Source organism: Syntrophobacter fumaroxidans MPOB (genome assembly GCF_000014965.1).
Taxonomy (GTDB): domain Bacteria; phylum Desulfobacterota; class Syntrophobacteria; order Syntrophobacterales; family Syntrophobacteraceae; genus Syntrophobacter; species Syntrophobacter fumaroxidans.
The window spans coordinates 161,674-174,950 of the sequence record NC_008554.1; the positions used below are offsets into that span (position 1 = coordinate 161,674).

Below are 13,277 nucleotides of genomic sequence, written 5' to 3' on the forward strand. Positions count from 1 at the left end.
GTCCACGATGACTTGGCCAAGCCGCGCCCGGATGACCCGCACGCCCGTCACGAGCAAAGCTGAAGCGATGTGGCAGGCGCTTGCACAGTGCGATATAGGCCCAGAGCGGTTTTGGCCATCTCTTGGTCAGGTCGTGCCTCTCACGGGCATTTAAGGGTGATCTCGGGCGGATTGCCCTCCTGTCCTGACATGACCAAGGCTTGAAGAAATCCCGATCGTTCCTGCAACCAAACCTGGCCATGAGCTGACACAAGCTGGTCGCCCGGTCGGTTCCATCAATCGGCCTTCAGCATAATGGCCGACCATTCATGCCAGTCTGTGCTTCGATCAGAGAATATCACGGAAAACTCATCCGGAAGAAGATCGTTGGAAAAATCCAGCTGCACCCACTCTCTGGCAACCGGCGATGTCGTGACGCGGAACAGAGGTGCCTGAACTTCGATGAACTGCCCGCTTCTCAGCAGGCCTGAGCGATAGAGCAACTTATCGCCACGCCTCATTTTCAGGGTGAGTGATCCTGTGCCCGCACCGGAATCCATGAAACTCCCGAGAACGACGATACCGTTCTTGTGAGATTTCTGCGGATCTGCACCCAGCCACTCATTGCCCGGTTGCACCTTGTTGATTGCAACGGTCACATCGTTCTGCTCAAACGGTCGGTCATCTGGGTGTTTCCGGATAACCCGGAACGGGAAGCCCCCAGTCACCGCGGGTTTGAAGAAAGGATCTTTGTCCAGCAGGGAATTGCATTGCTGCTTTGTCAATTTCAAAGCCCATGTTCCTGCAATGTTGCCATCAATATGAACGGGCAGCTCGTACTCCTTGAAATGCGGACATGAGGCCAAATGCGTTGCCCAATTCAAATCGTCGTGCTTCCTGTCAAGGACGGGGATGGCGTTCAGTATAGAGAGACACAGGATGAATAATGCCCCCATCCGGAGCAATCGACTCGTTTCAGTCAGGGCAATCTGCAATAGAAACCAGGAAAGAATGATGAACGGGAAAAAGAAATAGCGTGGCGAGCCGATGGCCTGGTGAAGATGATTGATGCTGAGCCGACTTATCGACATGAGTATGGTTGCACACAAAAGATAGGCCAGTCCCCACTTCGCCGGTGATCGCAGGTCACGAAGAACTGTGACAATCAACAAAGACAGAATAAAAAGTCCAAAATACCATCTAAACATAGGGAAAATATTACCTATTGCATATGATCCAATGAATTTTGTAATGATTAAATAAAATGATGCTATGTTAATTTGTGATACTACATAAATATTGCTATGAATCATTATCCAAATCTGAATCGCAACACAAGATGTGGCAAGCAATGTAAGGGATATTTCCCGTGGATTCTTGCGTAAGAAACATACCCTCACCCACAAAAGTGGCAATGTGGCAATACAGACTGGAGATGAAAGCGATGCCATTATAATAATCACTGCTCTCAATATCCAATCGTTCTGATTGGCGTTCCAAAACACAACGACAAAAAGTAGAATTGATGTCCACCAAAAGCTATAAAGAGGTAGACCGAAGACCTCAGGATTACTTGGCAACAAGAGACAAGCAGCTGCGAGTAATATGCCTCCATGTATGTGAATTGGCGCAGTTGCCACAATGTAGAAAACCACCAACATAACACCACAAGCCAAAAATGTGCTGATCATTGGGTATTGAGTAATGCTGATTGAAACTGACAGCATTGTGATCATTTTGGGTACAACAATCAAATATCCATTTACTGGTTCCAATAGATCAGTGAGGCCATTCTGGAAAAATCCAGGCAAATTGTATGTCCCATCTTCTTGCCAAACTTCAGGATGAAGCAGTCTGGGCCAAGTTCGGATTACCAGTAGGAGTAAACCAATTGGTAATGTTACCCATGTTCGCTTCCAACAGGAGTATGAAGAGGAAAATGATCCTGACCACATATTCTGCCTCGCAGAAAACAAGTTCAATATGTTGAGTTCTGTATTCTTATTATAACACCTTAAATAATGCCTCAGTTTGACCACCATGGAATCCCGAAGAGGATCTCACGGACCAATTGCGTCTGAAAAAGGTTTAGGGCACACGCAGACTCTTGGGACCATTGGATGACCTTCTGACAAGTGTGAAAAAGCGTATGGATATCTCCTCCGGCTGTTCCTGGACTTCTTCTTGATACTTCGGTCAACGGTTGTTTTATCATTCCTTAGCAGTAAAGTGCGACCCTGGGGCATAAGACACGATAAGGGTGGGCCATTGGAAGGTCTGACATACTGGAGTGAACGTATCGTTTTCCATCGAGGAAAACCCCGCTGGGCCGACTCTCGTTGGCCGCCAAATGACCGAATCGATGGACGACGTGCCCCTTTCTTTCCAAAGAGCTGAACCTTGGATCATGTGAGGGGGTGACAGGCAGGCAAGGCATGCAAGACATCTAAACAGAAGGCTGGACGCCATCGGCAGCCGTCAACGGCATGTCTTGTTCTCTGCCATGGGAATTCCCCAGTTTTTTCCTCAGCCTGATGTCTATTCAGTCTGAGCATACCAAAACCACCGATAGAACCTCCGGCGCAACGGTTGAAAGCAGACGACAGTCCACAAGAGCGGAAGGCTTTGGGATCGTTGTTAAATCCGGGCGCTGGTTGTTCCCGATGCCCAAATCATTCACTTGCTGGCTTCATGACGCGGAAGCCGTGTCAAAAGTGACCATGGCAGGTTTGCAGTCGATGGAATCCAGCCGGTCGCCACTGGGATGAATGCCCTAATTCTGATCTCACCAACCCAGCCATGTTCTCCCTCTACTCGCTCTGACTTATTTATAGCGTAAAATTGATGGGTTACAGCTCATGCAAGGTGATTTTGCCGTCTAACGACGCATCACTCGGGCCCAAAAGTGTCATACCGGAAATGAATTCGGCCGATATCTAATAGACCTTAAGAGTATTCGTGACGGGGATGTGGGATGGCCAAGCCCGGTTCCTTCGTACCCGACAGGGGGGAGGGACTCTTGCAGATTGCCAAAGCGTCCCACATTATGCCCGAGGGGTTGTAAAGCGTGCGAGAGGGGCGAAAAGCACTTGACTCCTGTTGTGCTTTTCTCCAAAAGGAATCGAATGCCCCCTGTCCGAAAAGGCTGCAATTGCTGTAGCTCAAAGATCTAAACCGGGGCAACGGTGAGGACTCCAAGGGAGAAGGGACTGTGTGCTCCATGACACCCCATGGAAACGCCGCTGGTGATGGAAAGAATGGGATGCAAACTTGGGAGGAGTTCTGATTGGGCCAATCCCGATCCAGGCTCTTAGGGGCAGGATGTGACGCCTGGAATCTGCATTCTCGGCAGAGCTGAATGATTTGATCTCCTCATCGGAGGGCGTCGAGGGCGTGAGTCGATGTCAAAGGTACGTGAATTCATAAAACTGGCGAGAATATACCAATATACCAAGAACGTGCCGGTCTTTCTTCCCGCGGTCTTCAGTTACAAACTCAACGACTGGACCGCCCTGGCGACCGCGGCAGGCGCATTCCTGGCGTTTTGCGGAATGGCGAGCAGTGTTTATGTGCTCAACGACATACTGGACATCGACGAGGATCGCCATCATCCCGCAAAGCGGCATCGGCCGCTGGCGTCAGGCAAAATTACAGTCAGAGAGGCGAGCTGCTTTGGAATTGCCCTGGGATTTTTGTCCATCGTTTTCAGCGTGTTGCTTCTTCCATATTCTTCTCTAACCCGCATTATTCACGAGGCTTGGCGAGAAAGCCGTTGAATGTGACCATCATGAGTGACGGAGACGGATTTTTCGGTGGTCCGTGCTGTTGAGAGGCACTGGAATCGGTCCCGAATCCTGTGTTTCGGTTTTCGCCTCATATTTTTGTGCCCGACAGCCCGATATTGGGCGCACCTGTAGTGTTGACATCGGTTTTCATGGTGATCAGGCTTCGGTACGGGAGGCCGTGCCTTCAGCATCGGAGCGGCATTTGCCGAATATTTTGCAGTGCGGTGGCAAAGAGGCGTTGATAGGGATAGGCGCGCGGCATGGTAAAGAGGATGCGCCGCACGCTCTGGACCACCCGTGCGCCGACTTTGAGCAGTTTGAGCTTGAGGGTGTCGACTGTGGCGGCAGCCAGTTCCGTTCCGGCAAGGCTCCGGCGCAGGTGCCAAAACAGAACGAAGGCGAAGGTGTGCAGCAGCAGCCGAAACTGGTTGGCCTGGAACCGGGTGCAGCTCAGCCGATCGGCTTTGAGATGAACCTTGAGCTCCTTGATCCGGTTCTCGGCATCGCCCCGGCCGGTGTAGATGCCGTCATAAATCCCTGCGGCGGATTCAAGGATGTTGGTCACCACAAAGCGGGTGTTGAGGCCCCGGGAGAGTCGCTCGACCTTGGCAATAACCCGACGTGATCGTTGCCAGGATCCGGCTCGATGGTAAAAGCTGCCAAAGAGTCTTTGCTTCGCTCCGGTTTTGGCGAACTGCCTCTCGGCTTTGATCACCAGGTTGGCGGCACGTTTGCGAAGACGGTCATTGGTGATCAGGCCGATCGTGTATTTGACCTTCTCGCGCTCAAGGAGCCTGTAGATGGCCGGTACGGCAAAGCCTGCATCGGCGCGCACCAGAATAGTGGCGCCCGGATAGGCATGTTTGAGGCGGCGGATGATGCGCTTCAAGATTGCCGCCGCTCCTTTGGACGCGTGTGCGTTGCCCGCGCGCAGCACCGCGGCTACCGGAAAACCGGTGAGCCCGTCAAAGATCAGCAGCGGATGCAGCATGTACTGATCGTAGTAGCCGTGGAAGAAGGAGAGTTGCTGCAAGCCGTGAACGGGATCATCCGTTGCGTCCATATCGAGCACGATTACCTTGCGCGGAGCCGGGTGTGCGGCCACATAGGCGTCAATCAGGGCGTCGCTCAGGCGGCGAAGCTCACAGTTCCCTACACGGTTTTCGAAACGTGAGAGCGTCGGTTGGGAAGCCAGTGCCGGATCGGTTTCGGGCAACCTGCCAACGGCGGTTTTGAGCCCCGGATCAAAGCGCAGGGATTGATGATCGTTGCCGTCTTCGTAGCCCATCGCAATGGCGAAAAGGCGTTGGCGCAAGAGTTCCTCCTGGCCATGGTGCACTTTGGCCTGATCGCGACGGTCGGAAAGTGCCCGGCTCATGGAGGAAGAAAGATCCGTTGCGCGATCGATTTCCCGCAGCAGCAATGAGCCGCCGTCCGAGGTCATTGGGCCGGCCGAAAACTCGGCCACAACAGAGCGCGAATCAAGGTTTGCAAAAGAGAGTTGTTTATGACAGACTGTATTCAACGGACATTCCTTTTGTTTCGTGTTTTCTCTTGTCAAGTCAACACGTTACAGGATGTCCGTTTCTTTTTCAAGCACTATTTATGAATTTTCCGGGCTAATATGGTTGTTGATTTATATGGTACTTAACATTTTGTATTCTACAAAGTTGAAGGAAATTCCTATTATAGATGTTTTGTGTGTTTCGGCAGGATTCGTATTGCGTATCCTGGTTGGGGCGTATGCCGTATCTGTGCTCCCAAATCATTGGATTATTTTGATGACTTTTCTACTGGCACTCTTTCTTTCATTTGCAAAAAGAAGAGATGATATTGTATTAAGTGGAAATAATAATAATGGATTGATAAGGTGCGTTATTGTTGGTTATAGTCTTGAATTTGTATCAACGATAATGTCAGTTCTTGCATCAGTTGTAATTATTTGTTACATTCTATTTACACTGTCGCCAGAGACTGTTGCCAAGCACGGTACCCATAATTTATATAGTTCTTCTTTCTGGGTAATAATGGGAATTATAAGATACATGCAACTCACTTTCGTTTATCAAAGGAGCGGTTCTCCATCCAGGATACTCATTGAGGATATACCTTTGAAGATTATCACGGTTTTGTGGGTTGTCCACATTATTTTCATACTTTATGTCAAGTAAGGTTCTCGATGCTTTCGAAAGACAAGATCGTCATCACCGGTGGGGCCGGGCTGGTGGGCCAGAACCTGGTCCGCCTGCTGGTGGCCGACGGTTTTGAAAACATTACGGTCGTCGACAAGGATGCGGACAGCCTGGCCGCCATGAAACGGGACTGTCCGGGCGTCACGGTCATCCATGCGGACCTCGCCGAACCGGGTTCCTGGCGGGCGGGATTCGAGGGGGGCAGGGGGGTCGTTCAGCTTCAGGCCCAGGTCACGGCCAAGGAGGGTGAGCGTTTCGAGCGCAACACCGTTCGGTCGACCGCCAACGTCTTGAGCGGCTGCAAGGAACACGGCATCGACTATATTGTCCACGTCAGTTCTTCGGTGGTGAACTCGGTTGCCGACGATGATTACACCCGCAGCAAGAAGACCCAGGAAAGGATGGTCATCGACTCCGGGATCGAGCACTGCATCTTGAGACCGACACTCATGTTCGGCCCGTTCGATCCCAAGCACCTCGGGTGGCTGTCCCGGTTTATGGAGCGCGTCCCGGTGTTTCCTGTCAGCACGAATGCAAAAATTACCCCCTATACGAATTGAAAATTTACCCCCCTGAACTCAAAAGGGGGTAACGATGCGAAGAAAAACGTTACGTTTCCTCTCAAGGAAAGCCTTGGGAGGAAGACACATGGTCAAGCGCGAACTTTGGTATGAGGTCCAGAGCCGGTTCAAGTTGAAGGAATCGAAGAAATCGATTGCCCGATCCCTGGAATTGAGTGTGCAAACGGTCCGAAGCGTTCTCAAGCAGAAGGCGGCTCCGAGCTACCGCCGGGGGCCGGGGAAGCGCACGCTGTTGTCCCCTTTCGAGGACCACATCCACAGGCGACTGGCGGCACTCGGCTACTGCTCCCGGGCGATTTACGAAGAGCTGGTGGAACAGGGGTACACCGGTTGTTACGACACGGTAAGACGCTTTGTTCAGCCTTTGCGCAAGGAAGCGCAGACAAAAGCCACGATGCGTTTTGAAACCCCGCCCGGACGGCAGGCGCAGGTGGACTGGGGGCAATGTTGGACCCTCATTTCGGGTAAGAGAATCAAGGTCCATCTGTTCGTCATGACCCTTGGCTACAGCCGGCGTCTTTTTGCGAAGGCGACCTGGGATGAGAGGCTTGCAACGTTTTTGGCTTGTCACGAGGAAGCGTTCGAGCACTTTGGGGGCGCCGCCCATGAGCTCGTCTACGATAACGCCAAAACGGTCGTGGTCTCGCGCGACGTCGAGGGACGAAACGTGAAGTGGAATGCGACCTTCTGGGACTTCAGCACCTACTACGGTTTCCGGGCCTGGGCCCATCGCCCCTACCGGGCTCAAACCAAGGGCAAGGTGGAATCGGGCGTGCGCTATGTCAAGCGTTTCGTGAGAGGCAAGGCCTTCGAATCCATGGCTCATCTGAACACGCTCCTTGGCCGGTGGCTGGCAACGGTTGCCGATCTGAGGATTCACGGCACAACCCATCAGCGTCCCATCGATCTTTTCGAGCAGGAACGGACTTTGCTCCTGCCCACCGGGGCCAAGCCCCCTTACCAGGTCCGGGAACGTGCCGTGCGCTATGTGGCCCGGGACTGCATGGTAAGCTTTGAAACCAACCGCTATTCGGTGCCGCTGCGGTTTGTGGGAAAACCGGTCGAGGTTCAGTGCGCAAACGATCGCATTCTGATTTTCCACGAGGGGAGTCTCATCGTGAGCCATCCTTGTTGCACGGGCAAACACCAGTCCCTGGTGGACCGGGAGCACTACACCGGGATCTTCTACGGCATCGAGCTTCCCTCGGTGCGCATGCTCGCCTTCGACCACGCTCTTCCCCTTTGCAGCCGGGAGGAGGTGGAAGTTCGAGACCTTGCCTTCTACGAGCGCCTCGCGCAGGAAGGAGGTGCCTCATGAGCAGCACGCAACTCGTTCGCATTCAGGAACGCCTCAAGCATCTCAAACTCTACCGGATCAACGAACAACTCGAGAGTCGGCTGGAAGAAGCTTCCCGGGGCAACGTGAGTTACGGCGACTTTCTCGATCAACTCCTCGACGAGGAGGTTTCGGCCAAGAAGGAGAAGAACATTTCCATGCGGACCTCGATGGCCCGGTTCCCCTTCGTCAAGACCCTGGAGAGCTTCGACTTCGCCTTCCAACCCTCCATCGACAAGAAACGGATCAATGAACTGGCCGCCTGTCGTTTCATTGCCAACGGCGAAAACGTCATCCTGCTGGGACCGCCGGGCGTGGGCAAAACTCACCTGGCCGTGGCCCTCGGGATCAAGGCGGTGACCGAGGGATACCGTACCCATTTCACCCAGGCGATGCCCCTGGTCGCCTCCCTGACCAAGGCCTATGCGGAAAACCGCATCGAGGAGCGGCTCAAATTCTACTGCCAACCCAAACTGCTCATCATCGACGAAATCGGCTATATCCCCATTGACCGGCATGGAGCCCATCTGTTCTTTCAGCTCATTTCTCGGCGCTATGAGCGCGGCGCGCTGATCGTCACCTCCAATCGCAGCTTCGGCCAGTGGAATGAAATCTTCGGCGACACGGTGATCGCCACCGCCATCCTGGACCGCATCCTGCATCATTCCACAACGGTCAACATCAAAGGCAACTCGTACCGGCTCAAAGAAAAGGTCAAAGCCGGACTTCTTCAAAGCCCCGAACTGGAGCAAACGTGACACGGGCTGCGCCGAGCGCCTCGACTCACGCGGAACCTCCGACTCGCTCCGCGGCTGCGCTGCCGTCGTCTTGCGGGATCGAAGCGGCACTCCCGCAGGAGGGCCACTTTCTCGATCCCGGACGCCGCCGCGCCTCCGCTTCCCTCAAGTCGGTTTCCACGCTGCGTCGGCGCTCCGCTCCGCCCTTCATTTCTCAACCAAAATCAAAGGGGCCTGTTCCCAAAGTCAGTCACCAAAACCGAGGGGGGGGTAAAAATTCAATTCGTAAAAAGGGTAAATTTTCAATTCGTATTGACAGTTTCCCATTCCCGGGCATGGCAGGTATGTCCGGCAACCGTTGTATTCGATCGACTTCTGCAGGATCATCGAGTATTGCCTGGTGCATAAGCCTTCAGGGAAGACGTATGACATTGTCGGAGAGGAACAGATTTACTATATCGACATGATCCGATCCATAAAGAAGCACAAGCGACTCAATACGATTATACTGAACATTCCATACGTATTGTTTTCAAAACTTCTAAAGTTGTATTCGCTCATCAGCAGCGATCCTCCATTTACCGCAGATCAGCTTAAGGCACTGACGGCAGGCGATATGTTTCATGGAGTTGACATAAGAAAAGAGTTCGGATTTGATCAAACTAAATTTGATGATGCTATGTATATGACTTTTCAAAAAAATCATCATGATTGTGGTTAGAGATTAGAAATTGAATTAATAATTTTATATATGAATAAAAATATGATAGCATTATATGAACATATTAAATTTTGTGCCTGGTTTTTGACAAATGTAAACTTATTCATGGTTAAATTAGGAATTTAGTTTCATTTATAAGGGTATAATAATGCTGTTTCCCAGAGTGGTTAGCAGGATATGAAACGGATTTCAATAATAGGCGCAGGACCCATGGGACTGGCCTGTGCGTATTATTTGCTCAAGCGAGGGTTCCACGTCGATGTCTACGAGAAGGACGGAGTCGTTGGAGGCATGTCGGCTTCCTTTGACTTCGGAGGGCTCATGCTGGAACGCTATTATCATTTCATCTGCGGGCCCGATGAGGATTACCTCGGTCTTCTCGATGAAATCGGCATGCTCGACCAGGTTCGCTGGGCGGAAACGAGGATGGGCTTCTACTATCACGGGAAGCTTTACGAATGGGGCAATCCGCGCGCTCTGTTCCGGTTCCCGCACCTGGACGTCGGAACCAAGCTTCGCTATGCCCTGCACGCGTTTCATACGAGCAGGATCACGGACTGGAGGAAGCTGGACCGGGAGGAGGCTTCGGGCTGGCTCACGAAATGGATCGGCGGCTCAGGCTATGAAATCCTGTGGGAAAGCCTGTTCAGAAAGAAGTTTCATCGTTTTTCCAAGCCGTTGTCTGCCGCCTGGATCGGTTCGCGGATCCGGAGGGTGGCACGCTCCCGCAAAGGGCTCTTCAGCGAGGAAATGGGCTATATCGAGAAAGGGACCGAGTCTTTCCTTGGCCGCCTCAAAGGGCTCATTGAAGGAATGGGAGGGAACGTTTTTCTCAGCGCCCCGGTGAGCCGGATCCTGCACCGCAACGGAAGGGTGTCCGGTGTCAGCGTGGAAGGGATCGATCGGGACTATGACGTGGTCGTTTCGACCGTTCCGCTCCCGTATGTCCTGAGGATCGCGGACGACCTTCCGGATTCCTATCTTTGCGCCGTGCGTGCCGTCAACAACATAGGAGTGCGATGCGTGGTTCTGAGGCTGAAGCATCCGCTCAGCGACTACTTCTGGATCAACGTCAACGACCCGGGTTTCGGCATACCCGGCCTGATCGAATATTCGAACCTCAATCCGCTTCGCGACGGGATCGTTTATGTTCCCCACTATATGCCGACCGAAAGCGAGGAATGGCGCATGGCGCCTGAGGCCGTCATCGCGCGGGCGTTCGTCTATTGCCGCCGGATCAATCCCGCCCTTGACGACGGATGGCTTGTCGATGCGAGACTGTTCGAATATGAATTCGCTCAGCCCATATGCACGCCGGGTTTTTTTTCGAAACTGCCTCCTGTGTCGGGCATAATCGAAGGATTGTACGTGGCGGACACCACCCACTCATACCCTGAAGACCGGTCGATCAACGAAAGCGTGCGGATTGCCGGCATGCTTGCCCGGATGATAGCGAATGAACGGCGTGGCCTTTAGGCTGAAGAACGAATTTTGTTCGAGACAGTTCGCGGGTTTTCTCGTGGTGGGAGGTTCCGCGGCGATCCTGAATTTTTTCTGCCGGGTGTTCCTGAGCGGGTATTTGTCCTATGCCGCTGCGATCGTGGTTGCGTACCTGATCGCCATGGTGTTCGCGTTCGTGCTGGGAAAATGCTTCGTGTTTCAGTCCCGGAGGAGTTCGCGCACGGCACGGGAATTCATCAATTTCGGCCTGGTGAACGGTCTCGCCGTTCTACAGACGCTGGGAATCAGTCTCCTCCTGGCCTATGTGGTCCTGCCGTATTGCGGGGTTTCGAGCCACGGGGAGGAGATTGCCCATGCCGTCGGGATCATGGTGCCCGCCTTCACCAGTTATGTGGGACACAAGCACTTCACGTTCAAGTGACCGCCGGGAGCGACGATTGCCATGGAAATGACATCCTGGGGCAGATTCCCCCGGATCGATGCCGTAGGGCATACCCCTCGAAACGAAGCCGCGCTCAGAGCCTGCGTCCTGGCGGGAGGGGAAAAGATCGCCCACGGCATGGGCCGCAGCTACGGGGACAGCGCCTTGAACCGCGAGGTCATCCTCACCGGCGGGTTCAGGTATTTCCTGGATTTCGACTCGAAGACGGGAATCATCACCTGTGAAGCCGGAGTGTCCCTGTCCGACATCATCGATGTGATTCTGCCGCGGGGGTGGTTTCTGCCCGTGACGCCGGGCACAAGGTTCGTATCGCTGGGAGGCGCGATCGCCAGTGACGTGCACGGCAAGAATCACCACCTGTCGGGATCCTTTTGCGATCACGTGCTCGGTTTCGACCTGATGATCGCAGACGGTGCCACGGTCCGGTGTTCCAGGAGCGAAAACGAGGACTTGTTTCACGCCACCTGCGGGGGAATGGGGCTCACGGGGGTGATCCTGCGGGGGAGCTTTCGGTTGCAGAAGGTGAAAAGCTGCCTGATCAGGCAGGAAATCTTCAAAGCTGCCAACCTTTCGGAAGTGATCGCTTTATTTGAGGAAAAGAGTGCATGGAGCTACTCCGTGGCATGGATCGACTGTCTCGCGACGGGGACGAAGCTGGGACGGTCGCTCCTGATGGTCGGCGAACACGCCGACAAGGGCACCCTGTTCCGCAGCCCGGCAAAGACTCTCTCGGTTCCCTTCGATTTTCCGCGGTTCTGCCTGAACCGGTACTCCGTTTCGGCGTTCAATCACCTGTATCATCGACGCAAGGGAGCTTCAACGGGGGAACAAACGGTTTCACTGGACCACTTCTTCTTTCCGCTGGATTCCATCCTGCACTGGAACAGGATCTACGGGGCCGGCGGATTCACTCAATATCAGTTCGTGTTGCCGAAAGCCGCCGGCGTAGAGGGGCTGAGGGCCATACTGGCCCGGATCGCCCGATCGGGCCGGGGCTCGTTTCTCGCCGTGTTGAAGCTCTTCGGCAAAGGCAACGACAACCTGCTCTCCTTCCCCATGGAAGGTTTCAGCCTGGCGCTTGACTTCAAGATCGAGCGCGGTCTTTTCCCGCTCCTGGACGAGTTGGACCACATCGTCACGGATCATGGAGGCCGCCTGTACCTGGCCAAGGACACGCGCATGCGAGCCGGCGTTTTTCGTCGGGGATATCCGAAGTGGGAGGTGTTTCGCGGCATTCGGGAAACGCATGGGCTGGTGGACAGGTTCAATTCCCTTCAAGCCAGGCGACTGGAGATCTGAGGATGTTTGTGTTGATTTTGGGTGCCAATTCCGATATCGCCCGCGCGATCGCGGACAAGTTCGCGCGGGAAGAGGGCGCACACCTGTGCCTCGCCTCAAGGGATACCGACGAGCTCGAACGGCTGGCGAAAGACATCGAGGTCCGGCACCGAACCCGGGTGCAGATCGCGCGTTTCGACGCGCTGCAATTCGCCTCGCACCGGCTGTTTTACGAAAGTCTCGATCCGAAACCGGATACGGTGGTCGTCGCTTTCGGCTACCTGGGGAACCAGTCGCGGGCCCAGGCGGAATTCGACGAGGCGAGAAAGATCGTGGAAACCAACTTCCTGGGGTGTGTCTCGATTCTCGAGATCATCGCCGAAGACTTCGAGGCCAGGGGGAGAGGGACCATACTGGCCATCAGCTCGGTGGCCGGGGAACGAGGCCGGCAGAGCAACTACATGTATGGATCGGCAAAATCCGCGCTGACGACGTATCTTTCCGGCCTGCGCAATCGGCTCTACCGGAGAAATGTCCGCGTGATTACGGTCCTCCCGGGGTTTGTGCGCTCAAAAATGACCGACGGGCTGAGGTTCCCGAAAATGCTGTCCGCCGTTCCGGAAGAGACGGCCGATGACGTGTTCCGGGCGTTCAAGAGCGGGGCTGACGAGGTGTACACAAAATGGTTCTGGAAATGGATCATGACGGTCATCAGAATGCTCCCGGAAAGAATCTTCAAAAGGCTGCGGCTCTAACTCCACTTCC

At 53.9% G+C, this 13,277-nt stretch carries 10 protein-coding genes; 8 read left to right on the forward strand and 2 right to left on the reverse strand.

Features of this window, described 5'->3' with window-relative positions:
- Positions 1–275: 275 nt before the first annotated feature.
- Positions 276–1,790, reverse strand: a complete 1,515-nt coding sequence (locus tag SFUM_RS22815; protein ID WP_150109392.1) for a hypothetical protein — start codon at positions 1,788–1,790, stop codon at positions 276–278.
- Between the two features lie 1,590 nt (positions 1,791–3,380).
- On the opposite strand from SFUM_RS22815, the gene SFUM_RS00700 reads away from it, so the two are divergent.
- Positions 3,381–3,755: a UbiA family prenyltransferase gene (locus SFUM_RS00700; protein WP_011697008.1), complete on the forward strand. Its 375-nt coding sequence runs from the start codon at positions 3,381–3,383 to the stop codon at positions 3,753–3,755.
- Positions 3,756–3,948: 193 nt separating this feature from the next.
- On the opposite strand, the gene SFUM_RS00705 is transcribed toward SFUM_RS00700, so the two are convergent.
- Complete coding sequence (locus SFUM_RS00705; protein WP_100255602.1) at positions 3,949–5,325, reverse strand: IS1380-like element ISSfu1 family transposase; 1,377 nt, start codon at positions 5,323–5,325, stop codon at positions 3,949–3,951.
- A 618-nt stretch (positions 5,326–5,943) separates the two neighbouring features.
- Between SFUM_RS00705 and SFUM_RS00710 the strand changes: the two genes are divergently transcribed.
- From SFUM_RS00710 to SFUM_RS00745, 7 genes are all read left to right on the forward strand, one after another.
- A complete protein-coding gene (locus SFUM_RS00710; RefSeq protein ID WP_011697011.1) occupies positions 5,944–6,516 on the forward strand; it encodes an NAD-dependent epimerase/dehydratase family protein in 573 nt (190 codons plus the stop codon).
- An 88-nt stretch (positions 6,517–6,604) separates the two neighbouring features.
- Positions 6,605–7,855, forward strand: a complete 1,251-nt coding sequence (gene istA / locus SFUM_RS00715) for an IS21 family transposase (protein WP_041439521.1) — start codon at positions 6,605–6,607, stop codon at positions 7,853–7,855.
- Positions 7,852–8,631, forward strand: a complete 780-nt coding sequence (gene istB / locus SFUM_RS00720; protein WP_011697013.1) for an IS21-like element helper ATPase IstB — start codon at positions 7,852–7,854, stop codon at positions 8,629–8,631. The genes istA and istB overlap by 4 nt, the downstream gene beginning before the upstream one ends.
- 877 nt (positions 8,632–9,508) lie before the next feature.
- The gene (locus SFUM_RS00730) at positions 9,509–10,807 is read left to right on the forward strand and encodes an NAD(P)/FAD-dependent oxidoreductase (protein WP_011697015.1); all 1,299 of its coding nucleotides are present in this window, start codon (positions 9,509–9,511) and stop codon (positions 10,805–10,807) included.
- Positions 10,788–11,213, forward strand: a complete 426-nt coding sequence (locus SFUM_RS00735; protein WP_011697016.1) for a GtrA family protein — start codon at positions 10,788–10,790, stop codon at positions 11,211–11,213. The genes SFUM_RS00730 and SFUM_RS00735 overlap by 20 nt, the downstream gene beginning before the upstream one ends.
- A gap of 21 nt (positions 11,214–11,234) precedes the next feature.
- On the forward strand, positions 11,235–12,533 hold the full coding sequence (locus SFUM_RS00740; protein ID WP_011697017.1) for an FAD-binding oxidoreductase: 1,299 nt from the start codon (positions 11,235–11,237) through the stop codon (positions 12,531–12,533).
- A gap of 2 nt (positions 12,534–12,535) precedes the next feature.
- Entirely contained in the window at positions 12,536–13,267 is a 732-nt protein-coding gene (locus tag SFUM_RS00745) for an SDR family oxidoreductase (RefSeq protein ID WP_011697018.1), read from the forward strand.
- Positions 13,268–13,277: the final 10 nt, after the last annotated feature.

What these genes read in the sequence shown, in the direction of transcription:
- SFUM_RS00700 (WP_011697008.1), top strand. Translation starts at nt 3,381, where the DNA reads ATGTCAAAGGTACGTGAATTCATAAAACTGGCGAGAATATACCAATAT.
- SFUM_RS00710 (WP_011697011.1), top strand. Translation starts at nt 5,944, where the DNA reads ATGCTTTCGAAAGACAAGATCGTCATCACCGGTGGGGCCGGGCTGGTG.
- istA (WP_041439521.1), top strand. Translation starts at nt 6,605, where the DNA reads ATGGTCAAGCGCGAACTTTGGTATGAGGTCCAGAGCCGGTTCAAGTTG.
- istB (WP_011697013.1), top strand. Translation starts at nt 7,852, where the DNA reads ATGAGCAGCACGCAACTCGTTCGCATTCAGGAACGCCTCAAGCATCTC.
- SFUM_RS00730 (WP_011697015.1), top strand. Translation starts at nt 9,509, where the DNA reads ATGAAACGGATTTCAATAATAGGCGCAGGACCCATGGGACTGGCCTGT.
- SFUM_RS00735 (WP_011697016.1), top strand. Translation starts at nt 10,788, where the DNA reads ATGAACGGCGTGGCCTTTAGGCTGAAGAACGAATTTTGTTCGAGACAG.
- SFUM_RS00740 (WP_011697017.1), top strand. Translation starts at nt 11,235, where the DNA reads ATGGAAATGACATCCTGGGGCAGATTCCCCCGGATCGATGCCGTAGGG.
- SFUM_RS00745 (WP_011697018.1), top strand. Translation starts at nt 12,536, where the DNA reads ATGTTTGTGTTGATTTTGGGTGCCAATTCCGATATCGCCCGCGCGATC.